A 22315-nucleotide genomic window follows, 5' to 3' on the forward strand; every position below is an offset into this window, starting at 1 on the left:
AGGATAGCTGTTTTATGCTCAAAGGGCAGATGGCACATAAGCATCCATCTGCTCTATAATTAGATAAACTCACTTTTGTATAAAAAAACACAGGATCATATCTTTGGAAAAAGTATTTTTATTTCAAATCCTTGCATCCATTCAGATTCGACGTCCAGTTCTAGTTTTAGATTTTTTGCAACTTCTTTTACCAAATATAATCCCATTCCGGTTGCTTTCTTTCGATTTTCTCCCGAATCACCAGTAAAGCCCTTTTCAAAAATGTATGGTAAATCACAGGATTTTACTCCAACACCGTTGTCTTTAATAGAAAGTACACTGTATTTTTCCAGCGTGTCAAATCTGATAGTTATTTCTGGTATTGTATCTTTTTTTGCATATTTAATTGAATTACTTATAGTCTGGCTTAACAAAAATCGTAAACTTCTTTTGTCAGAAAAAACATTCGTAGTCAGTAATTCCATATGGATTAAGAATCCCTTTTCTTCAAGTAAGGGCTGGTAATCCTCCAATATATCATTGATACATTCTGATAAGCAAATTTCTTCAAAGAAATAATCTTTTTTCTCGCATTTCAGCCTTGCGTAGAACAGCATCTGATCTATATATTCCTGGATACGATTACGAATATAATCCATTTTCATAGATATATTATTCGGGATCTTATCACTATGATTATCTAACAGAATTGTGAGTAGCGAAATGGGGGTCTTTGTTTCATGTGCCCAGGCTTCTACATACTCCTCATAATCCGAAATTCTTGTTAGTAATTGGTCATTTTCATATTCTTTTTCTCTCAACGTTTTTCCAAGCAATCGTATTACATTTTTATCGGAATCACTACATAATCCAATTAAGGTTTCTTCATTCAGTTCCGTTGGCGAACTGATATAATTCCTATATGCATCCTGATATTTAATTTCATGACGTGTCACTGTAAATAATAAGATTAGAAATAAGAGCACACTAGAAAGTATGATTATCATTGATAAGGCATATAGTGCTTGCACATCCGCAATCCATAGCAAAATGCAGAAAAAGGTATCTATAGCCAGAAGAAGCAGTAGCCATGATACATATTTCTTTATCATTATCCATCTATTTTTCATACAGTACCTCGCTGGTGATTTCATATCCCTTCCCTGAAATTGATACTATTTTCTGAGTCATATTTAAAGTAAGCATTGTTTTTCTTAGTCTTGTCAAATTAACCTGTAAGGCATTTTCATCAATAAATTCCGTAGTTCCCCACAGCGATATATTTAATTCATCCTTTGTTACAATTCCGTCTTCGTGCAATAGAAACACTTCAAGTAACTTTCCCTGGTTCTTCGGTAATACAGTAGATTGATTATTGATGTATAAAGTATAGGTCAGCCGATCCAGAAGAAAGCCTTCTCCCTCCAGCAAATTAGCACGTCCCTCATATCTTTTTAGTACATTTGAAATTCGTGCCAACAGTCGTTCTTTTCGACATGGTTTTGTCAAATATTCATCGGCACCAAGCTCCAGTGCATGAAGTTCATCTTTCATTTGATCTCTGGATGTTAATATCAACACAGGAATCGAACTTTTTCTTTTGATTTCTTGACAGATCTGAAATCCACTAATTCCAGGCAGATTCAAATCTAGCAAAACAAGGTCTGGGACTGATTGAAGAATATGTTCCGTAGTGTTATCAAATACATCTATTGCATCTACCTGATATGCAGATTTTTTTAATAATTCTGTCAATTCTTCTCTCATATACACTTCATCTTCTACGAGTACAATTTTCTTCAAATAACCCCTCCTTTTTTATTCTTCTCGTTCTAATGTCATCAAGGATAACAAATATTTATCGCTGGATTTCTTAACGACCATCATATACACAAATTCTACCACACAGAGAAGTAAAATCATAGCACAGGATATTCCCATCATACTTTTTAAATCTGCACTAGTGTAGGATGATGAGAGCAGTCCTGAGAATAATGCACGGATTCCAAACATACTACTGATAGCAGCAATCAAAACAGGAATTCCAAAGTACCAGTTAATCTGTTTCTTTGCAGAATAACAGATAGAATGATAGGATGATCCAATGCGAATCAGTGTTTGATAACGTCCTCTTGTACGCTGTTGCTGGGTTAGAAATTGAATTCCAATTACTGTATTGGCAATAATCAAAAAGACAATTGCTAGGTAAATTGTGATATAACTTGCAGCCACTACATAAAACAGTTGTCTGCCTATATTCTGTAGATAACTTTCATAATTGATTCCAGCCTCATTCAGTAGTACATTTGTATCTGATACAGCAGTTAAAAGGCTCTTTCCATCCGTTTGAGTCTTACTCAATACAGCATTCTGATAAATCGTGTAATCGCCCTGTGTCAGTTGTTCAAAAACATCATCAGAAACGATAAGGGCAAACGAAAGTGTAATGGAACGATCTACGACAAGATTTGTGCTTTGTATACTTCCTGTTAAATGAAAGTTTTCTTCGTTTATTTGAACCACTGGCTCCGTGTCTATTATTCTATTTAGAATAGCCATTCGTGATGTGGTTGTAAACCCCGAATCCATGTAAACAACGGCCTCATTTTCTTTGAGTTCCATTTCTGGTAATCCAGCTAACGATAATAGTTTATTATATCCTGATATAGAAATCAAATGTGGGTAATCTTCATAACCGAGATTATTCAATAATATGTCTTTGTCATCAGAATCGGGTAATTGATTTATGGAATTCATCACACTGTCCATGGAATATACATTTTGGTAATTATCATCCTCTGTTTTAATATGACCTACTTTCATTTCAAAAACAGTATCAAATAATCCATTCAAATCATTTTCATTCAATAGTGTCTGGATATCGGTTGAATTAACATCTGTATCAAATGTATAATCTATGGTATGCTGTTCTGTTCCACTATAATGTATTGCAATTGCCACACCGCATCCAAAACAACATAACGCTGCCAGAATCAAAAGTGAGCTGATTGCCATTGTATTTGATTTTTGTATCACTTCTTCCTGCAATTGACGGAATGTGAAGGTATGGAGCCTGTGATTGTTCTCGAATTTGGTTGCTATAATTTCCATAAAGGTTCGAAGCCCAAAGAAAATCAATAGCGTTCCAGCCAGACCACAGATAAATGTGATTGCCATAATTCCAATGCTGCTCCATGACATACCTCGAATCGCCAAAATATATGCTACACACAATAATACAATTCCAATCATTAAGGAGAATGCATAACAGACAGACGGAAGTTGTTTTTTATTTCCAGCGGGAACAGGTGTTAATAATGCTCCAATTTCCTGATGAGCTATTTTTCCGCTCAATATTAGAAAAGCAACTAATTTTATAAGTAAAAACCCAAACACTGTCCAAATAACTGCCTTGAACGACAGTGAAAATGTATGACCGACAATCCCCAGTCCAACGAGCTTTGCTGTTACCAAGCTGATTAATTCAGATGTTGCTATACCAATTGGAAGTCCAATCACCAGCGCTGTAATGCTGTTTCTGATATCCTCAGCAAAAAGCAAAAGAAACAATTTGTAACGTCTCATTCCCATCATTAGATACATTCCAAATTCATGTTTTCTGCTTTCCAGTTGATATTTACTTGCAAAATATACAAGGAAGAACAATATAAACAAGGTCACTCCATAGAATAATGGAATCATCGAAAGCAGTCTGTTTACAGCATCGCTTTCCATTGTTACAAGGAACCGCATAACATCCTGATTGGACAAAGAAAGGATTAAATAAAATGCTATAATTGCAATCAACAAGGATGAGAAAAACAAACTGTTTTCTTTTCGATTTCTTTTACTATTTCTAGATACTAAATCAAAGAACATTAGCGCTGCCACCTCCTAACTGTGCCATCAGCTGGAGAATTCGCTCATAAAATTCTTGTCTTGATTCAATTGGGGCATTCTTTCTCAGTTCATGAAAGATTGTTCCATCCTGAATAAAAAGGATTCTATTACAATAACTTGCAGCATTTGAATCATGCGTCACCATTAGAATAGTAGATTGTTCCTGTTCATTCAGTCCTGATAACTTATTCATCAGAAGTTTTGCATTTTTTGAATCTAATGCACCCGTTGGTTCATCTGCCAATATAATTTCAGGGTTTAAAATCAATGATCTTGCAGCAGCAACTCTTTGTTTTTGTCCACCGGACATTTGAGATGGGAATTTGTTTACTACATCGCGAATGTCAAGATAAGCCACTAATTGTTCCAGGCGTTTATTGCTTTCTTTTTCAGATATCTTATGCAAAGACAATGGAAGCATAATATTTTCTCGACCAGTTAGGTTGTCTAAAAGCTCAAAATTCTGAAATAAATATCCAATACGATTCCCTCTATAATCAGATAGTTCTTTTCCCTTTAAATTAGTAACATCAGTGCCTTGTAGCATTATTTTACCACTGGATGGTTTGGTTACAGTAGCAATACAATTAAGTAAGGTAGATTTTCCTGAGCCACTGCTTCCCATGATTCCAAGAAATTCACCATGCATAATTTGAAAAGAAATGCCATCTAATGCTTTTGTCTGATTGTCTGATTTACCATAATATTTTTTCAAGGAATCAATTTCCATAATATTCTGTTTCACTTTAAAAACCTCCGTCTTTTTGATACTTTAATATTAACATGGGAAATTAAATTTGAACACTTACAGTGAGTGTAAGGTTAATTATGAACAATATAATAGGATGAAGTGGCTATATAAATTATTTATAGGTATAATCACATTTTATTAAACATATCAGACTTGGCTACAAAAAGTGCAGCCAGAATTATGTGCTGGCTACAGAAAGTGATGCCAGATAGAAAAAATGGCTATAGAAAGTACAGCCATATAAAATCAGTAGTATTGAGTCATAATTTAAATTCCCAAACCTGGCTTCAAAAAGCACAGCCAGAATCGTTTATTGGCTTTAAATAGTATAGCCAAGATATATAATTGGCTACAAAAAGTGTAGCCATATGACATATATAAGGGGTTTCAGGGGATTTTAGCCCCTGACAAGTTGCGATAGGACGGAGACGTCGCTATTGCGTAACTTGCCGTACATTATCTTACATTCAAAATGTTCACCACGTTAAGAAAACTGTACTATCAGCAAAGCACAGATAAAACGGAAATCTTAATTTCGTAACTACATATTTGTTATTTATAGAAGCATGGTTACTGCCACTTATAATTACTTTAAGTGCAGATGAACTGTGCTTTTTGATTGCATAATGCGATGGAACAGATGCTTTTGACTATCTAGATTTTGCGAAATCAGAAGAAAAAAGCACCGAAATCTGGTTTGAAAAACAGAAAATACACCAGCCTGGTTTCTATCGGAAAACTTGAAATGCAGTTAATATATTGATAATAGAAAAAGTTCAATAGCTGGCTTTACTGATAAAGAATAAAAGAATAGAACGTATTTGGAAGTAATCCTTACACTTAAAACTTTATAAGAAAATTTGAATGATAATAAATACAGAAGGGAGAAGCCTATGAACAAAGAATTCGAGCGATGCTGCATACAAATAGCTAAGATGATGGAAAAGTATAGCTCCATGATTTTGCGGGATATTGAGAAAGAAATAAAATATCGACCAAACCTAATGGCGGTGAATGCAGATGGTAAAAAAGCAAGATTTACAACATATGTGAAATGTATTTCTGCTTATCAATGCAGGGCGGCATAGAAAAATTGTATCAAGTGAACTTCATAAGACGGAGCATTTCTTGGATTAACTGAAATGCTCAGCCTTATGAAGTTTAGAAAACATTATTGAATATAAGTTGGAACAATGATAATATAATGTTGGGACAATCGCAAAATAGTAAAAAATGAAATTCCCTTTGAGGAAATGTTAAAAGCCTTATGTGGGATTCACGAATAAGAAAGTGAGTGGAGGTATGCCGATGAAGAAACAGCTTAAATGTTACATTTACACCAGAGTATCTACTTCCATGCAAGTAGAAGGATACAGTTTGGATGCTCAGAAGGATAAATTAAAAAAATATGCAGATTATCAAGAGATGGTGATTGCTGGTGAATATTCCGATGAAGGCAAATCAGGTAAAAGCGTAGAAGGAAGACCAGAGTTTCAACAAATGCTTTGTAATATTGAAAATGGAAAAGATAACGTAGACTTTGTACTTGTATTCAAGCTATCTCGTTTTGGAAGAAATGCGGCGGATGTTTTAAGTTCTTTGCAGAGAATGCAGGATTTTGGTGTGAATTTGATCTGTGTGGAAGATGGAATTGACAGTCCTAAGGACGCCGGAAAATTGATGATTTCTGTATTGTCAGCGGTGGCTGAAATTGAACGTGAGAATATTCTTGTGCAGACAATGGAAGGACGTAGGCAGAAAGCAAGAGAAGGCAAGTGGAATGGTGGATTTGCTCCTTATGGGTATAAGCTAGTTGAAGGAGAGCTACAGATAGCAGAGGATGAAGCACCAATTATCCGTCTGATCTATGATAAATTTATTAATACCACAATGGGAATTGGAGCAATTGCTGTATTTCTTAATCAGAATGGGTATCGTAAAAAAATAAGACAGAACAACACCATGGAGACTTTTTCTTCTTCTTTTATCAAAGGAGTATTGGACAATCCAATCTATTGTGGAAAGCTTACTTTTGGCAGACGAAAGAATGAGAAAATAGCAGGAACACGGAATGAATATCATGTGGTAAAGCAGGATTCTTATTTGATCAGTGAAGGAATTCATGATGAAATTATTTCGGAAGAAGATTGGAATCTGGCACAGAAAAAACGTCAGGAAACTGGAGTGGGAAATAAAAAAGTGCATAGTCTTGAACATGAGCATATTTTATCTGGTATTGTAAAATGTCCTATTTGCGGAAGTGGGATGTATGGAAATGTCAATCGTAAGAAACGTAAAGATGGAACCTTATATAAGGACTACTTTTATTACGCATGCAAGCATAGAACCTTCATTGATGGTCATCACTGCACTTATAAAAAGCAGTGGAATGAAGACAAGGTAAACGATGCAGTAGCTGAGATTATTGGAAAACTTGTAAATAATCCAAAGTTTGAGAATGAGATTAGGACGAAAATTGGAAACAGTCTTGATACAAAAGATTTGGAGAAAGAACATACAAACTTAAAGGAGCAGCTGAAACAATTGCAAGGTGCCAAGAATAAACTGGCTTCGCAGATGGATCATTTATCCGTATCAGACAAACATTATGATAAAAAGTATCAGGATATGCAGGAACGTATGGATGGACTGTATGATGAAATGGATGCTATGGAGCTATCAATAGAGGAAGTTGAAAATCGCTTATTCAACATCAAGCAACAGAAAATTTCAGGCGATAACGTCTATCAATTCCTTCTGTATTTTGATAAACTTTATGATAAGATGACGGATGGGGAGAAAAAGGAGTTTGTAAAAAGCTTTGTAGAGGAAGTACATCTATATGAGAAAGAGCAGGAAGATGGCAGATTCTTAAAGCATATCAAGTTTAAATTCCCAGTATTTTTCAATGGAATGGAGACAGAGGAACTTGATTGGGACAATGAAAGTACCGTGGAGTGCGTGGTAGGACTGCAAAATTCGATTGTAGCCATTAAATAAAGTTTTGCTTTTAAAATAAAGTTCTAAAGGAATGTAATAGATTTTGATTGTGAGTTAGAGGTGGAAAATGACAAAACTAACCAATAATGAATATGGCAACTTCATAAAAGAAATAAAACAAAGGATATATAAAAGCCAGTACGAAGCGTTGAAAGCTGCAAACAAAGCTTTAATAACACTATATTGGGAAATTGGTGAAGAAATATATAATCAACAGCAGCAAAAGGGTTGGGGTAAATCTATTGTTGAAGTATTAGCAGAAGAATTACAAAAAGAGTTCCCTAATATTAAAGGCTTTTCTGCAAGAAACCTTTGGAGGATGAGGGAATTTTATGTGACTTATTGTGAGAATGAATTTCTGCCACCATTGGTGGCAGAAATAAGTTGGACTAAAAACACAGTAATACTGGAAAAATGTAAAGACGCTCTTGAGAGAGAATTCTATATAAAAATGACAAAACGATATGGTTGGACAAAAAACGTCCTCATTAACAATTTGGAAAATAAGGCATATGAAAAATATTTATTAAATCAAACTAATTTTGATGAAACAGTACCTGAAAAATACCGTTTGCAAGCAAAACTGGCTGTTAAAGACGAATATACATTTGATTTTTTGGAAATGGGATTCGAGCATTCCGAGCATGAGCTTGAAATGGGCCTTATCAATAATATCAGAGCATTCTTGTCTGAAATGGGAGGAAACTTCACATTTATTGGTAATCAGTATCATATTGACTTGGAGGGAGAAGACTTCTATATAGATTTGCTTCTGTTTCATAGAAAGCTTAAAAGTCTTATTGCAATAGAACTTAAAATAGGTGAGTTTAAACCTGAATATGCAGGAAAAATGCAATTCTATTTAACTGTTCTTGATGATAAAGTTAAGCTGCCCGATGAAAATCCTTCAATAGGGATAATTATTTGCAAAAGTAAAAAACGGACAATTGTTGAATATGCTTTGAAGAACTCAAACAAACCAATCGGAGTTTCAACTTATAGCTTAAGCAGTACACTTCCGGATGATATGAAAAATCTATTGCCTACACCAGAGGAGATTATAGATAGATTATCAGTTTTAGAGGATATGTAATTGAATTTTTGTTTTCTTATTAAGCAAACGACATATGTGGAGACTGAAAAAGTGCCTATTTTCACTTAACATATTCTTACTCCAATAAAGTTTAATAAGGGAATGTATTATTATGACCTGCTAAAATAGATTAAAAAGGCTATGAAGTATTTTCAAAAGGTATTGAATTAGACTCTTAAACGATTGTTATAATTTTAGCCACTTGAAGGGTAATAACTCAGCAGGTGTTTTTTAGTTTTTAAAAAGTAGGTGTTTTATGGAATTAATAAACCTTTTGTTGTAAAATGTAGTTGAGGTTTTGATGAAATACCAAAAGTATGAGTTAGGGGATAAGCATATGTTTGGTGCAATTGCTGGTGATATAATTGGTTCGGTTTTTGAATGGCATAATGTAAAGTCTATAGACTTTGAATTGCTCAGCAGACAGTCACCAAATCAAGAGGTCGCAGCAGCACGGGCAGTTGTAGGGGAGTATTTCCGCGCAGTTAAAGCAAAGGATTCGAAAGCAATCCTAAAAACATTAACTCAGCATTATAATACACCAAATGTGGTGTTGTTTGGGGATGAAACCCGCACGCTTTTGTCGGTTGATTATAACCCGGAAGATCCCATGAGACAAAGCTATGTGACCAATGGCAGAGGAAGCGTAAATGGTATCAAGAAAGAAAATGTCATAGTTTTTAAGGTAAATTTCAATGTTAAGTATCCAAAGGGCATAACTGGCCCATTCAATGAAGGGGAATATAAAAACTGGAGCTTCATTTTGATTCGGGATGGTAAAGATTCCACATGGCTCATTGATGATCAAGGATATTGATATAAAAGCCTTTAAAGGAATATTAATCATCTTACGGCGTTTTGCATCAGGTGATATTGTGATATTCTTATTATACGAGTGTTATAGATATGTTCCCACGAACAGTAAAACCGTTGATATATTTCCACATACCTCGAAAATGCTTGAAACCGGTTGACCTGTTCCCACGAACGTATAGTACAAAAATTTGACTTAAGACATCAATAATGGCAACTCGAGCCATGTAGAATGTGTGGTAGGACTGCAAAATTCGAAATTCGAAAAGGATTGATAGCAGAAGGTTTTGGTTTTGGAAGTAAATGTATATGTTCCTATGTACAGACGGAGAAAACACTGTATATGTGAAGAAATAAGTAGATCTAGAATTCATAACATAAAATTATGGGCTCAAATGCCTGACCCGCAGTCAAATTAAGACTCAAATTTTGATACAAGGTAAAGTCACTGATTTCAGTGGCTTTTGTTGTTGTTCGCCCAGCATGGGCGTAATCTAGTGGGTGAAAGTCCCTAGTGTAGCTTTGTAGTAGCAAACACATAGCTGAACACCAAGGGTGTCCATCGTGAGGTGGAATCTGAAGGAAGGTGTAGGCAAATCTCTGGTCTGACGAACAGAAATCACATATAAGGCATGATATGTTGGATAAGGCTGCAACACAAGCTAAAGTCCAATACTACTCGAAAACATATTATGTAGATGTGGCAGATGGATGGAGTGAAAGATTACGTTCTTAACTGGGGAGGTCTGTACGGTATGCTCTGCATAGCGAGCATTTTCGCTACTTAGTAAGCTTTGTTGAAATAAAGTTGAACGTACAGAAGTCAGTTCAAGCCGTAGTATCGTGGAAACTATTGAAAGATAGTGGAGAAAAGGGCTTGACGGTTATAGAAAGACAGACGTTACTTACTTGAATTATAAGGATAGCAGTTGCCCGCGAGGGGTTGCTCATTTGAAAATAGGTTGGAAACCGAAGATAAATAATGAGAACGCTTAGTAAGGATAGATAGGTAATGCAAGGCGTAGGCACATCTTATTTATAACCGAACCGCCGTGTACCGAACGGTACGCACGGTGGTGTGAGAGGACGGCGGTTAGTCACCGCCTCCTACTCGATTTTGGAGTATGCATAATTTTTTTGTGACGTACAGTGAAAATGAAATTCTGCAGCCATTGGTTGCAGAAAAAAGTTGGACTAAAAATGTGTTGATTAATAACTTTGGAATGAAAAACGAAATGACAGTTGCAAGATGTAAAAGATTATCCACTTTTTATATGAAATAAATGAATTTATGTTATTTACCACTCTTAACAGGGTATAATTTAAATAATGTGCTGCATTTTTTATGTTGATACCAGGTTTTAAATAATTTTTAGGTCTAAGTTGGGTGATATATACGATTTATGACGCATTGGACCGAAAGGAGATCTTATGGATAAAATTCTTAGGGAATTTGAAGGGTATTTTGATGAAGAGAATAAGGAAAAATCAGTGAGTTACGTATTAATGAAACTGCAGGCTCAAGAAATTGATGTTGTTGATCTATATACAAAAATTTTGACTCCACTTTTAAATAATATGAAATGTAAGCTGGAAGATAAAAGAATCTGTATATGGAAAGAACACGTGAAAACGGGAATAATACGGACAATTGTAGAGAACTGTTATCCATATGTTATTGCAAAGAGAAATGAATTAAATCTTCCTAAAAAAGGAATTGTGGCTGTCTTATGTCCTCCTGAAGAATATCATGACTTAGGCGCGCGGATGGTTGCTGATTTTTTCACAATTGCTGGCTATGAAGCTATATTTGTTGGAGGGAACACTCCTTATCAGGACTTTTATAATGCAATTCATACCATTAAACCAAAGCTTGTCGCTATCAGTGTAAGCAACTATTATCATGTAGTCTCAGCAAAAAAAATGATACAAGAAATAAAGTCAGCAATGAATCAACATGTAAAAATTGTTGTTGGAGGATCAGCGTTTCATGATGATGAAGCAAATAAAGTAAGGACAGTAGGAGCAGATTACTATGCAGTAGGCTACGGGGATATATTAAAGATTGCAGAAAGTGAGGAATATTCATGAGTCTTGGATTTAGAATTGCAACTAGATTTTTAAAATCAAATTTAGGCCAGACTATTTTAATTATATTGGGAATTGCAATTGGCGTATCTGTTCAAATTTTTATTGGGTCTCTCATTCAAGGCTTACAAAAGGGTCTTGTTGAAAAAACCATTGGAAGTTCCTCGCAGATAACTATTACATCAGACCAGAAAGATGTTCGAATTACTGAATATGGTGATTTGCTAGAACAATTATATTCGATGGATAACAGAATTCGTTCTATATCTGTTGCACAGGACAATCCTGCGTTTTTAGTAGTCGGAGATAATTCTCAATCCCTACTTGTACGAGGATTTGAAATAGATAAGGCAGATAAAATATACAAACTATATGATAGAATAGTAGAGGGAACCTATCCAAAGAATGAGAATGAAATTATCCTGGGTGTTGATTTGAAAGATGAATATTCAATAAAAGCAGGAGATGAAGTAGTAATTACTACTACAAATCAAAAATCTGTAAGTTGTAAAGTGGTTGGTTTTTTTGATCTAAAGGTAACTTCCTTGAATACTGGATGGGGAATAACTACGCTAAAAACCTCACAAGACCTATTTGAAACAGGTGACAGCATTTCTTCAATTGAAATGCAACTTCAAGATGATGCTGTATTTGCAGCAGATGAAATTGCTTCAGAAATAAATGGGGGTATACCAAAAGACAAATACAAGGTTGTTAATTGGAAGGAACAGAATGAATCCTTGTTAAGCGGTTTACAGGGACAGAGTATTTCCAGTTATATGATACAGGTATTCGTTATGATTTCGGTTCTTCTTGGAATAGCAAGTATTTTGGCAATTACAGTAATACAGAAATCTCGCCAGATTGGTATTTTAAAAGCGATGGGTATCCGTAATTCTTTAGCCAGTACCATATTTCTATTTGAAGGACTCATTCTTGGATTTTTTGGTGCTATTCTAGGAATTGTCTTAGGACTTGGGTTGTCCTTTGCATTTACTAAATTTGCTTTAAATCCTGATGGAACACCAGTCATAGATTTATATATTAGCTATTCTTTTATTGGGTTATCCGGATTGATTGCAATGCTGGCATCTGTTATTGCAGCTTTATTCCCTGCACTACGATCCTCTAGGCTGAATCCGATAGAAATTATTCGCAATAATTAGGAGGATATGATTATGAGTAATATATTGGAATTGAGGAATGTGAACAAGATATATGGTACAGATATCAAAACCCAAGTCCTTTATGATATTAACCTGACAATTAAAGAAGGCTCTTTTAATTCTATAATTGGACAGTCCGGGAGTGGTAAAAGTACGTTGTTGAATATTATAGGGACTCTGGATAAAGCAACATCTGGAGAGGTACTTATTAACGGAAAAAATATTGAAACGATGTCATCTAATCAACTAGCAGATTACCGTAACAAAACGATAGGCTTTGTATTTCAGTTTCATTATCTTTTGCCTGAATTCACTGCATTAGAAAATGTACTAATGCCATATCGTATCAGTAATAGCAAGATTACAAAGGAAATAGTAGAGAAAGCGAAAGAAAATTTACGTTTGGTTGGCTTGGAAAAAGTAATGAATAACATGTCAACCAAGATGTCTGGAGGACAGCAACAGAGAACCGCAATTGCAAGGGCCTTGATAAACAACCCCAAGATCATACTGGCAGATGAGCCGACAGGGAATTTGGATTCGGATTCTACCGAGAAAATCTATGATTTACTTCGTAGCATTAATGAGGAGTTTAAAACCACCTTTATCATAATTACCCATGATAGAAGGATTGCTGAAAAGGCTGACCGCATTGTGGAAATAAAGGACGGAAAAATAAATCTTGATATCCTAAAATAAATACATCATCCTGTTATTTGTAAATTTCTGGTCATCATAATTTTTATTTGTTGCATGCATTCAACCATGGAACGTGGGAAAACTGTAAAGCAGCTGATTTTGGATTATTTCTCGATAAAGCGAAAAAATCTGGAAAGATCAGATATGCAGGATTCTCTTTTCATGATGATCTTGATTTGTTTAAAGAGATCGTTGATACATATCCTTGGGATTTTTGCCAGATTCAATTGAATTATATGGATGAAAACTATCAGGCTGGCCTTGAGGGAATGAAGTATGCACATGAACGCGGACTCGGGGTCGTCATTATGGAACCCCTTAGAGGAGGAACGTTATCAAAGAGAGAAATTCCAAAAGAACTGGAAGACATATGGAATCAAGCTGAAATTAAAAGAACACCTGCTGAGTGGGCACTGAAGTATTTGTGGAACAAAAAAGAAATCTAGTAGGAAATTTGTTGATTTGCAACGTATCCGGGAGAGAAAATTATTATGAGAGGGTATGTCAGTAAAAAATTAGTAATTGAAATTTTATTCATACTTCCATTCGCAATTCTACCTGCTTTTTTAGAGTATTATGGAGGACTAGTGGCCTTAATTTTAATGCCTCTTAGCCTTTTATTAAGGGAAAATATTGAAGGTAATTATGAAATATACAATGATAAAAAGTTGCTGTTCAATTTTATCATTGTATATTCAATTTTACTTATGTACGTGTTTTTCACTGCATTTGGATTATACAAAAGTCTTGGATTTAATGATGAATATGTCAAGAATATCATCAAAATAATTTGTCTTACTTTATCCCTTATTTTATTGAAAATATCTAGGGTTAGTATCAAAAACTTTAAATGGAATGTTTGCCGGAGTCATATTTTAGGTACCTTGACTATAGCTCTCATGTATGCGTGCATTACAATATTTTTTGATGGATTTATATTCATAAATAGGTTTAACGGAGATATAGTTAATTATGGTTTTTTCATATTAAAAACGGTAATATTGGTAGCATTTTTCGAAGAATTTTTATGCAGAGGTATACTCATTTCTGCTCTAAAAGGATATCAAATAGCAGAATGGAAAGCAAATATAATGCAAGCTCTCCTTTTTGGAATCCTTCATTGTGTAAAAAATATCTAGACAAGGGAATTGGTGTTGCATTATTAATAACCTGTTATCAAACTGTAATAGGGTATTTCTTTGGGAAGTTATACCTGAAAACAAAGTCACTTACGCCAGGAATATTGATCCATCTTTTATGGGATATATTATAAGATTATCTAGAGCCCAGCCTGAATGTTATCCGCCGAAAAATGACAGTTTGTATACTTCAATCAAAGGAGAATTGAATGATTGGTAAAATGATTACTTGCAGAAGTGCGTTAATGTATAAAGGAATGTTAACGACTAAAAAACAATATTAATAAGCATTAAGCACTGTTTTCGGTAGGAAGTGTTTTATGGTTGAAAAAGATGATTGGCGATTACTGAATGATGTCTGGTATCTGAAGGGGCAATGTATCAATCCTACTAATGGTGAAGAGGTAATAAAGTACCTGCCACATCTTAAACATTGCATATTTTGCTATGATAAAGTAAACAAAAATAGAATCCGTTGGTTTGTTCCAGATGAAAAGAACATTTCCTGCTGTATTTGTGAAAAATGCTTTGCGGATTTTTGTGAAATGTTTAGTTGGCGATTGCTTGACGGGCTATGACATCGACTGGGATAAATAAATTTTAAAATTATGTAGTAGTAGAAAATGCAACCATGTTATACTGTATTTTTACTGGAGGGAATTGGACTTCTGAACTAAGATCGATAAGAATAATTAATGTTAACAAAAGAACAATATTACAAGATAGTCGAAGTTGGCAAAATAACTGGTTACGGATTAATGTTTGTTCGAAGAGCATTGGAATTAATGGACTGGGATATAGATAGAGCAATAGAATATTTAAAAGAGAACTGATTATACTTGGTTTAATAGTTGCAGGCTTGTTAAGACTCAGAAATATATCAAAGTCATGACTTAGAAACTTCTCAATTCATTTTCAACTTCGTTTTTTTTATACTTGCCATTAAGGAGATCTTCTATTTCTACTTTTTTAACATCAAGTAAATAAGCAACGAGTAAATGATATTTATCATAATAAAATGACTTGAATTCAGAACTTTCTTCTAGCATACCGCTTCTAAGCATATCTAACGTCATGTTATAATCAAATTCTTTTTGTGCTATATATTCAGAATATCCTTCATTTATCCACGAACGGACGGTTACAATAACATCAATCCTGTCCTCTCAAACCATGTTGAGAGTGTATGGTGGTGACGTCAAGGATTAAGAAGTAGAGTGGATGAAAAGAATTAAATATAGGTTTTCAAGTGTTGGAAATTTCTTGGCTAAATTTTATGATTAATTTTTATTCTTGACATATACAGTTGAACTATATAGTTGGACTATAGTAAGGAGGAGAAAAAAATGAATTTGGAAAAATATCTGCCGCTGACAGAGACAACATATTACATTCTACTTTCATTGCTTGAACCGGGACATGGCTATGCTGTGATGCAGAAGGCAGAGGAATTAAGTGCTGGACGTGTTCGAATCGCAGCAGGTACAATGTACGGTGCAATTGATAATCTTTTGAGGCAGAAGTTGATTACATCTGTTTCTTCCTCAGATCCACGACGGAAAATGTATCAGACTACCGTTGAAGGTGCTCATGTACTCGAGTTGGAGTCACAGAGATTAAAGCATATGATTGATATATATAATAGGATTCAAGGAGATGAACAATATGATTAAATTTAAGGTGTTTTACGATTTTGATGCAGAAGAAAAATATTTGGATAATATGGCTGTACAGGGACATATTTTGAAAAAGTACTCTATATTTGGTTTTTATCATTTTGAATCCGGCAAGCCGCAAAATCTAAAATATAAAATTGATTACCAAATATTTAAGAATAGTAAGGAATTTGATAACTATATCGCATTATTTGAAGATGCAGGCTGGAGACATATTTATGGTACAAAAAACAGTGGGAATCAATATTTTTTGCCAATGAGTGAGAAGGCTGGAACGGATATTTTTTCGGATAGAATTTCAGCTGCTGCACGATATAAAACTTTATACAACATTTGTATGGCGAATTTTGTATGTTTTATTTGTTTCTTATCTGTGGTATTAATTTCTGCCGGTGGAGATCTTTCTAAGCTGACGTTTTTGACCCCGGGCTTGTGGGAACGTACAGGAAAAGCCTTTTGGTCTGCATTCTTCTTTGAACTTCCTTTTGCTTTATTTCGTGTAGTACCACTTGTTCTATTTGCAGTAGTTGCTGTTTTTTATTGTTACTGGGGCCTAAAGGCGAAAAAGATTTATAAACTAAGTATAAATGAGGAGAACAAACAATGAATAAGAAACATCTTTCACTCATTTTTATAATAGGTGCGCTTTGTATGATATTTACAGGTTGTAGTAAACAAGTATTGCCTGCAAATACTGATTCTCTGGTATTTAACATCAGCAGTTTAGAGGTACCTGATAATATAAAAATTGTAGGACTTGGCGAAGCCAGTCATGGGGTTAGTGAGTATCAAAAAATGAAGATAGATGTATTTAAGTCGTTGGTTACAAATAATAGCTGTGATACTTTTATCATTGAAGGTGATTTTGGCGGTGCATTAAAAGTGGAACAATATATTCATGGTGGCAGTGGAACCGCAAAAGAAGCAGTAAACGAAATCGGTTTTGCTATTTACCGCACACAAGAGATGGTTGACTTGATAGACTGGATGCGTAAATATAATGAAACCGTTCCTGTCGGTGGAGACTTACATTTTTACGGAATGGATATGCAACGTTATGATAACAACAAAGAATATTTGTTTATGGTGTTAGATGACGGAGCACCAGAATTAAGCGAGCGATATAAGGCGGCATTTGCTTCGTTAACAGATGAAAATCGTTTAACACTTGACAGTTCTGCGTTGAAACAAAGTGAAAATAATGCGCTCGCTTTGTTAGAAGAAATGGATAAGCAAAAGGATCAGATTGTTACTCTAGTTGGGGAAGATGTTTATGATTTTGCGAGAGAATCTGCTAATTCCATATATCAATGTAGTAAGCTTGTGGGAAGCAATACAAACTACAACACATTGCGTGATAGCTTTATGGCTGAAAAAGTTAAATGGTTTGTGGAACATGGTGATGGCGATATGCTATTTATAAATGGGCATAATGGTCATATCGGAAAAGTTTCTGCATATGGGTATAAATGTCTTGGAGAACTTTTGACTGAAGAATATGGGGATGGTTATTTTTCTATAGGTACTGACGCTATAAATACTCGTTTTAATTCTCAGATGGATGATGGTTTCGCTGTAATGGAAGTGAAAAATTCCAATACCCTGACAAATATTACTGATGTTATAGAAAGTAATTATTTCTACCTTGATTTTGCAACAGTAAGCGAAGATGGGGAATGGCAGAGCTTTATTAACAATCAACAAAAAATGACTGCACTTAATGTAGGTATTTCAAAGTGGCAACAGAAAGTTTCCACATTTTTTACGCAGAAGATTATTCCTGCAAAAGCTTATAATGGGGTAATTATATTCCGTGACGTTACACCAAGTAACCTATTGCCTATATGAAGAAAGAAACCGTTTATGCAGTTATGAATATTCTATCAATCAATACTGGTATGGTTTAATGTGCTAATCTGGTGCAGTTTTTCAGAATAAAGCAACATTTAATAAATCGGCTTCACTCGCATATTTGAATGCAATTTATTATAATTAAAATAGAGTTTTGCTTTGATTTTTTGAATGAAAAAGTGGGGAAAATGGGGGAGTGAAGCAAGACTTTATTTGAAAGGAACAAGCACCTAAAGTCATGCAAATAAAGGGTTTTGGCTTGTTTGGCAAAGAAATTGGTCGTGTCATCCTTGTGGATATAAAAGATGACATTCAGAATTTGGAGGGGTCACAGTTCGATCCCTTTTGTTTTTGCTCTTTACAAAGCTAAAAATTTCAAATAAAATAGAAGCGAACAGATGTTTGAGAAAGAAGTAGACAACACCAAAACGGAGGAAATAACCTTATGGAGAAGAAAAAGAATAACAAAATCACCATTCGTTCAAGCGCAGCCGAGTACCTGACATATATTGCAGCAACAGGTGATGATCCACAAAGCATTGAAATGCGTTATGAAGACGAAAATATCTGGCTTACACAAAGGATGCTGGCAACGCTGTATGATGTGGAAATACCGACAATAAACTATCATATTAAGAAAACTTTTGATGATATGGAGCTGGTTCCGGAAGCAACTATTAGAAAATTTCTAATAGTTCAATCTGAAGGCAACAGGCAGGTTTCTCGTGAAGTGGAACATTATAATCTACAAATGATTATTGCCGTGGGTTTTAAAGTGAACAATGAACGTGCGGTACAATTCCGTAAATGGGCGAATCAGATTGTAAAGGATTACACAATTAAAGGATTTGCTATGGACGATGAACGCTTGAAAAATGGCGGATCTATTTTGACAGAGCAGTATTTTGAAGAGCAACTCCAGCGTATCCGTGAAATCCGTCTGAGTGAGCGGAAATTCTATCAAAAAATTACCGATATCTATGCGACCGCCATTGATTACGATATAAATGCAAGTGCCACAAAGCGCTTTTTCGCTACGGTACAAAACAAGCTACATTGGGCGATACATGGACAGACTGCCTCAGAAGTAATTTATAACCGTGCTGATGCCGAAAAGGAACATATGGGGTTGACCACATGGAAAGATGCACCACATGGAAAAATTCAGAAATTTGATGTATCGGTAGCTAAAAACTACCTGAGCGAATTTGAAATGGGGCAGTTGCAACGACTGGTTTCTGCCTATTTGGATATTGCAGAGGATATGGCTCTTCGACATATACCCATGACCATGCTGGATTGGGAAACTCGATTGAACCGTTTTATACAAGCAACTGACCGTAATGTTTTATTGGATGCAGGAAAGGTAACGGCGGAAATTGCTAAAGCTCATGCTGAGAGCGAGTTTGAGAAATACCGCATTATCCAGGACAGGCTGTTTCAATCTGACTTTGACAAATTAATTGATAGTAAAAGGAATGAAGAATAGCATTTGCACATGTTGAAAATACTCATTTTCTGAATACGCTTATTCGTGAATTTGATGACATTGGGACTGATTGGGAAGCTATACTGCATCAGATAATAGAAATTACAAAAAAACTTATAGAATTGGTCTCAAATGCAATTGACAAAGGTCAATACTTTTATTTGGATGGAATATAAGTATTGAACCTCTTGCACAAAACAAAAAATAGCACTACAAACTTAAGGGTATAAGAATTTAGTCTTTAAAACCAGTCTTCATATTTTTGCATTTCATCACAAGTTTCATAATCATTAATAAAATGTAAGATTGCAAACTTTTTGTCTGTAACATGGTTTAATCCTCTAATATAATTATAAATGTAACAAGGCTACAGCATTTTCTTCCTTCTAAAAACTTATTTGGTGATGTTATTAGAAATGCGATTACCTTTTACAATAGGCTAAGGGGTTTCTTCCTTCTATAATCATTGGCGAACATAGAAACCCCGCTACCCTTTAATATGGAGGAAATATATGAACAGAATTTATTTAAGAAGAAAAAATAAAATAATAATCAATACTGGACTGGCATTAACTCCAAACACAAGGGAAGTTGCCACTATTCTAAAAAATATTGAAAGTCTTGGATATACTTTTTCTCAAGATATAATAAATATACTTAATACATATACAGTTGAGCAATTGAAGAATTTCTATAAAGGAATAGTTAAGAACATTAAGAGGCTGGTTGGGGCGGATGTTGTGTACAATCCAATGTACCCAAATTTTCCAGCCCAGGTCATGAAGGCTTCCGAATGCGAGCTTTACATAAATGCAATAATCCATTACGTGTCATTTGGTAGCTTGGTACCATACTATGATATAGAAAAACGTAATCCTTTAAAGGATAAAGTAAATTTTAAAATCATAAATCTTGGAGATATGAATGAGTTTAATGAGATATTTGTAAATATTATAAACTCAAAAACATCGATTTCCGAAACTGATAGAGCTGATTTGGAGTGGTTTGTAAAAAATCATAAGAAAGATGTTTATGGTTATTTGCCAGAAGAAATACCTCTTAAGGAAAATGCAAGCTATTTGTGTAAGCTTCTTTATGTGAATTCTTTAGCAGATATGACCATTTATTCAAAATATATTAAGATAGCTACAGACGTTTTAAGATTTGCTGTTTCATTATCTGACGGTGATGTAAGCCTTGCGTCAAAAACAAGGTTTATAAGCTTCAAAAGAGCAGATAGACGTATGCTCTTATCTTTGTTGGAAAATTGCAATAATATTGAAGAAGATATGTTGAGATACAAAAACCAAAGGATAAGGCTTGGTGAAAGACTACACCCATCTGAGTACAAGATGTTTGAAAAATCGCAAAGGGCCTTTGGAAAATTGAGAAATAGCGAAAAAATAGATACTTTCAACAGCAAAGTAAATTTAGCTTTTTATTGTGGAGAAACAAAAGATATGGTAATGCTTTTAAAACAAAGACCTGGTGAATTCGCAAGAAAGCTTGATTATCTATTAAGGACATGTGAGGACACAAATATGGCATTGAGTGAATTTTATAAAATTGCAGGTGAAATATCCACTCTAGTATTATTGCAGGTACTTGAGCATTTTAAAACCAGAAATGAAAAAAATGAGCTTCGCGTATTTTTCCCAAAAGGAAGTATTGCAAAGGTTTATGGAATTTCAAATAATTTACCTGATTTAGATGCTGAGCTTTGCGAGAAGGTTGTAGATATTTGTAAAGCAAGGCTTAAAGAATTATATGGTTCCAGGGAAAAGCTTGGCAAGGTATATATTGATGAAAAGCTTAAGGATTATTTGGTTCCATTTTCCCAAAGATCAGCCAGTAAAGCATTAAAAACCATAGTAAGAGGCTCAAAGGTAGATATCTCTTCTCATGCCACTACAATAAGAACCTTTATTTACTGGAAGGAACCTAAAGGTAATAGAACAGATATTGACCTTTCAGCAGTAATGTATGATTCTAACTGGAATTACATGGAGCACATTTCATATACAAACTTAAGATCTCTCAAATACAGAGCTGCCCATAGCGGTGATATAACTTCTGCACCAAAAGGAGCTTCGGAGTTTATCGATTTGGATTTGGAGTCTGTTAGAAAATATGGAGGAAGATATGTTGTGTTCACTGTTATGTCCTTTACAGAACAGAATTTTGTGGATCTTCCAGAGTGTTTTATGGGATGGATGGCTAGAAAGAATGTCAATTCTGGGGAAATATATGAAGCGAAAACCGTTAAAAACAAAATAGACATAGCTTCACAAAGCTTAATATGCATTCCAATGGTTCTTGATCTATATGAAAACAAAGTGGTTTGGGCGGATATTTCACTAAAATCCCAGCCAAGATGGAACAATGTTGAAAACAATATGTCAGGCATGATTTTGATGGGTAAGGCTTTGACAACCATGAAAAAGCCAAATCTCTACGATTTGTTAATGCTTAATGCAGAGGCAAGAGGCGAATTGTGTGAATCAATAGAAGATGCAGATACGGTTTTCTCTATTAACAATGGGATAACTCCATATGATACGGACATTATCGTATCGCAATATTTATAAAATTACAGTAAATAGCTGCTATATGGAGTAGGTTGCATAAATAAAAAACAGCGTGTACAGATGTGATATTGCTGCCTGTCATA

21 protein-coding genes and 1 pseudogene are annotated in these 22315 nt (G+C 34.7%); 18 read left to right on the forward strand and 4 right to left on the reverse strand.

The window, feature by feature from the left end; genetic code table 11:
• Positions 1-95: 95 nt before the first annotated feature.
• The 4 genes from ACECE_RS0220410 to ACECE_RS0220425 are packed head-to-tail and all read right to left on the reverse strand — an operon-like array spanning position 96 to position 4624.
• Complete coding sequence (locus tag ACECE_RS0220410) at positions 96-1109, reverse strand: sensor histidine kinase (RefSeq protein ID WP_010250625.1); 1014 nt, start codon at positions 1107-1109, stop codon at positions 96-98.
• A complete protein-coding gene (locus ACECE_RS0220415) occupies positions 1099-1782 on the reverse strand; it encodes a response regulator transcription factor (RefSeq protein ID WP_010250627.1) in 684 nt (227 codons plus the stop codon). The genes ACECE_RS0220410 and ACECE_RS0220415 overlap by 11 nt, the downstream gene beginning before the upstream one ends.
• Positions 1783-1797: 15 nt before the next feature.
• Positions 1798-3858 (reverse strand): FtsX-like permease family protein, encoded by a 2061-nt coding sequence (locus tag ACECE_RS0220420; RefSeq protein WP_010250630.1) that lies wholly within the window; start codon positions 3856-3858, stop codon positions 1798-1800.
• On the reverse strand, positions 3848-4624 hold the full coding sequence (locus tag ACECE_RS0220425; protein WP_010250631.1) for an ATP-binding cassette domain-containing protein: 777 nt from the start codon (positions 4622-4624) through the stop codon (positions 3848-3850). Before ACECE_RS0220425 ends, ACECE_RS0220420 begins: the two co-directional genes overlap by 11 nt.
• An 899-nt stretch (positions 4625-5523) precedes the next feature.
• Between ACECE_RS0220425 and ACECE_RS0220430 the strand changes: the two genes are divergently transcribed.
• From ACECE_RS0220430 to ACECE_RS0220520, 18 genes and pseudogenes are all read left to right on the forward strand, one after another.
• Positions 5524-5718 (forward strand): hypothetical protein, encoded by a 195-nt coding sequence (locus ACECE_RS0220430; RefSeq protein WP_010250632.1) that lies wholly within the window; start codon positions 5524-5526, stop codon positions 5716-5718.
• A 220-nt stretch (positions 5719-5938) separates the two neighbouring features.
• Entirely contained in the window at positions 5939-7630 is a 1692-nt protein-coding gene (locus ACECE_RS0220435) for a recombinase family protein (RefSeq protein WP_010250633.1), read from the forward strand.
• Positions 7631-7697: 67 nt separating this feature from the next.
• Complete coding sequence (locus ACECE_RS0220440; RefSeq protein WP_010250634.1) at positions 7698-8723, forward strand: PDDEXK nuclease domain-containing protein; 1026 nt, start codon at positions 7698-7700, stop codon at positions 8721-8723.
• A 337-nt stretch (positions 8724-9060) separates the two neighbouring features.
• Complete coding sequence (locus ACECE_RS30360; protein WP_083878957.1) at positions 9061-9540, forward strand: DUF4829 domain-containing protein; 480 nt, start codon at positions 9061-9063, stop codon at positions 9538-9540.
• Positions 9541-10660: 1120 nt separating this feature from the next.
• Positions 10661-10819: a DUF1016 domain-containing protein gene (locus tag ACECE_RS32695; RefSeq protein WP_162862604.1), complete on the forward strand. Its 159-nt coding sequence runs from the start codon at positions 10661-10663 to the stop codon at positions 10817-10819.
• Positions 10820-10967: 148 nt separating this feature from the next.
• Positions 10968-11627, forward strand: coding sequence for a cobalamin B12-binding domain-containing protein (locus ACECE_RS0220455; protein WP_010250636.1), 660 nt, complete (start codon positions 10968-10970; stop codon positions 11625-11627).
• Positions 11624-12790: an ABC transporter permease gene (locus tag ACECE_RS0220460; protein ID WP_010250637.1), complete on the forward strand. Its 1167-nt coding sequence runs from the start codon at positions 11624-11626 to the stop codon at positions 12788-12790. Before ACECE_RS0220455 ends, ACECE_RS0220460 begins: the two co-directional genes overlap by 4 nt.
• Positions 12791-12802: 12 nt before the next feature.
• Positions 12803-13489: an ABC transporter ATP-binding protein gene (locus ACECE_RS0220465; protein WP_010250638.1), complete on the forward strand. Its 687-nt coding sequence runs from the start codon at positions 12803-12805 to the stop codon at positions 13487-13489.
• Between the two features lie 32 nt (positions 13490-13521).
• Positions 13522-13932: pseudogene (locus ACECE_RS0220470) on the forward strand (aldo/keto reductase); the annotation flags it as partial.
• Positions 13933-13980: 48 nt separating this feature from the next.
• A complete protein-coding gene (locus ACECE_RS31320; protein WP_010250640.1) occupies positions 13981-14628 on the forward strand; it encodes a CPBP family intramembrane glutamic endopeptidase in 648 nt (215 codons plus the stop codon).
• A complete protein-coding gene (locus tag ACECE_RS32445) occupies positions 14565-14762 on the forward strand; it encodes a CPBP family intramembrane glutamic endopeptidase (RefSeq protein WP_407636677.1) in 198 nt (65 codons plus the stop codon). Before ACECE_RS31320 ends, ACECE_RS32445 begins: the two co-directional genes overlap by 64 nt.
• A 186-nt stretch (positions 14763-14948) precedes the next feature.
• Positions 14949-15206, forward strand: a complete 258-nt coding sequence (locus ACECE_RS0220480; RefSeq protein ID WP_010250642.1) for a hypothetical protein — start codon at positions 14949-14951, stop codon at positions 15204-15206.
• A 117-nt stretch (positions 15207-15323) separates the two neighbouring features.
• Complete coding sequence (locus tag ACECE_RS0220485; protein WP_010250644.1) at positions 15324-15461, forward strand: hypothetical protein; 138 nt, start codon at positions 15324-15326, stop codon at positions 15459-15461.
• Between the two features lie 513 nt (positions 15462-15974).
• Positions 15975-16301 carry a PadR family transcriptional regulator gene (locus tag ACECE_RS0220495; RefSeq protein ID WP_010250646.1) on the forward strand — a complete coding sequence of 109 codons (327 nt, stop codon included), beginning with the start codon at positions 15975-15977 and terminating at the stop codon, positions 16299-16301.
• The gene (locus ACECE_RS0220500) at positions 16294-16911 is read left to right on the forward strand and encodes a DUF2812 domain-containing protein (protein ID WP_010250648.1); all 618 of its coding nucleotides are present in this window, start codon (positions 16294-16296) and stop codon (positions 16909-16911) included. Before ACECE_RS0220495 ends, ACECE_RS0220500 begins: the two co-directional genes overlap by 8 nt.
• Positions 16908-18152: an erythromycin esterase family protein gene (locus tag ACECE_RS0220505; protein WP_010250650.1), complete on the forward strand. Its 1245-nt coding sequence runs from the start codon at positions 16908-16910 to the stop codon at positions 18150-18152. The genes ACECE_RS0220500 and ACECE_RS0220505 overlap by 4 nt, the downstream gene beginning before the upstream one ends.
• 448 nt (positions 18153-18600) lie before the next feature.
• Positions 18601-19644 (forward strand): virulence RhuM family protein, encoded by a 1044-nt coding sequence (locus tag ACECE_RS0220510; RefSeq protein ID WP_010250652.1) that lies wholly within the window; start codon positions 18601-18603, stop codon positions 19642-19644.
• Between the two features lie 512 nt (positions 19645-20156).
• Positions 20157-22232, forward strand: coding sequence for a TerD family protein (locus ACECE_RS0220520; RefSeq protein WP_010250654.1), 2076 nt, complete (start codon positions 20157-20159; stop codon positions 22230-22232).
• Positions 22233-22315: the final 83 nt, after the last annotated feature.

Source organism: Acetivibrio cellulolyticus CD2, from assembly GCF_000179595.2.
Taxonomy (GTDB): domain Bacteria; phylum Bacillota; class Clostridia; order Acetivibrionales; family Acetivibrionaceae; genus Acetivibrio; species Acetivibrio cellulolyticus.

Bases quoted from the DNA above. Each gene is read 5' to 3' on its own strand.
- ACECE_RS31320 (WP_010250640.1), top strand. From the start codon at position 13,981: ATGAGAGGGTATGTCAGTAAAAAATTAGTAATTGAAATTTTATTCATA.
- ACECE_RS0220430 (WP_010250632.1), top strand. From the start codon at position 5,524: ATGAACAAAGAATTCGAGCGATGCTGCATACAAATAGCTAAGATGATG.
- ACECE_RS0220500 (WP_010250648.1), top strand. From the start codon at position 16,294: ATGATTAAATTTAAGGTGTTTTACGATTTTGATGCAGAAGAAAAATAT.
- ACECE_RS32695 (WP_162862604.1), top strand. From the start codon at position 10,661: ATGCATAATTTTTTTGTGACGTACAGTGAAAATGAAATTCTGCAGCCA.
- ACECE_RS0220420 (WP_010250630.1), bottom strand. From the start codon at position 3,858: ATGTTCTTTGATTTAGTATCTAGAAATAGTAAAAGAAATCGAAAAGAA.
- ACECE_RS0220440 (WP_010250634.1), top strand. From the start codon at position 7,698: ATGACAAAACTAACCAATAATGAATATGGCAACTTCATAAAAGAAATA.
- ACECE_RS0220495 (WP_010250646.1), top strand. From the start codon at position 15,975: ATGAATTTGGAAAAATATCTGCCGCTGACAGAGACAACATATTACATT.
- ACECE_RS0220455 (WP_010250636.1), top strand. From the start codon at position 10,968: ATGGATAAAATTCTTAGGGAATTTGAAGGGTATTTTGATGAAGAGAAT.
- ACECE_RS0220485 (WP_010250644.1), top strand. From the start codon at position 15,324: ATGTTAACAAAAGAACAATATTACAAGATAGTCGAAGTTGGCAAAATA.
- ACECE_RS32445 (WP_407636677.1), top strand. From the start codon at position 14,565: ATGGAAAGCAAATATAATGCAAGCTCTCCTTTTTGGAATCCTTCATTG.
- ACECE_RS0220460 (WP_010250637.1), top strand. From the start codon at position 11,624: ATGAGTCTTGGATTTAGAATTGCAACTAGATTTTTAAAATCAAATTTA.
- ACECE_RS0220505 (WP_010250650.1), top strand. From the start codon at position 16,908: ATGAATAAGAAACATCTTTCACTCATTTTTATAATAGGTGCGCTTTGT.
- ACECE_RS0220480 (WP_010250642.1), top strand. From the start codon at position 14,949: ATGGTTGAAAAAGATGATTGGCGATTACTGAATGATGTCTGGTATCTG.
- ACECE_RS0220510 (WP_010250652.1), top strand. From the start codon at position 18,601: ATGGAGAAGAAAAAGAATAACAAAATCACCATTCGTTCAAGCGCAGCC.
- ACECE_RS30360 (WP_083878957.1), top strand. From the start codon at position 9,061: ATGTTTGGTGCAATTGCTGGTGATATAATTGGTTCGGTTTTTGAATGG.
- ACECE_RS0220465 (WP_010250638.1), top strand. From the start codon at position 12,803: ATGAGTAATATATTGGAATTGAGGAATGTGAACAAGATATATGGTACA.
- ACECE_RS0220520 (WP_010250654.1), top strand. From the start codon at position 20,157: ATGAACAGAATTTATTTAAGAAGAAAAAATAAAATAATAATCAATACT.
- ACECE_RS0220435 (WP_010250633.1), top strand. From the start codon at position 5,939: ATGAAGAAACAGCTTAAATGTTACATTTACACCAGAGTATCTACTTCC.
- ACECE_RS0220410 (WP_010250625.1), bottom strand. From the start codon at position 1,109: ATGAAAAATAGATGGATAATGATAAAGAAATATGTATCATGGCTACTG.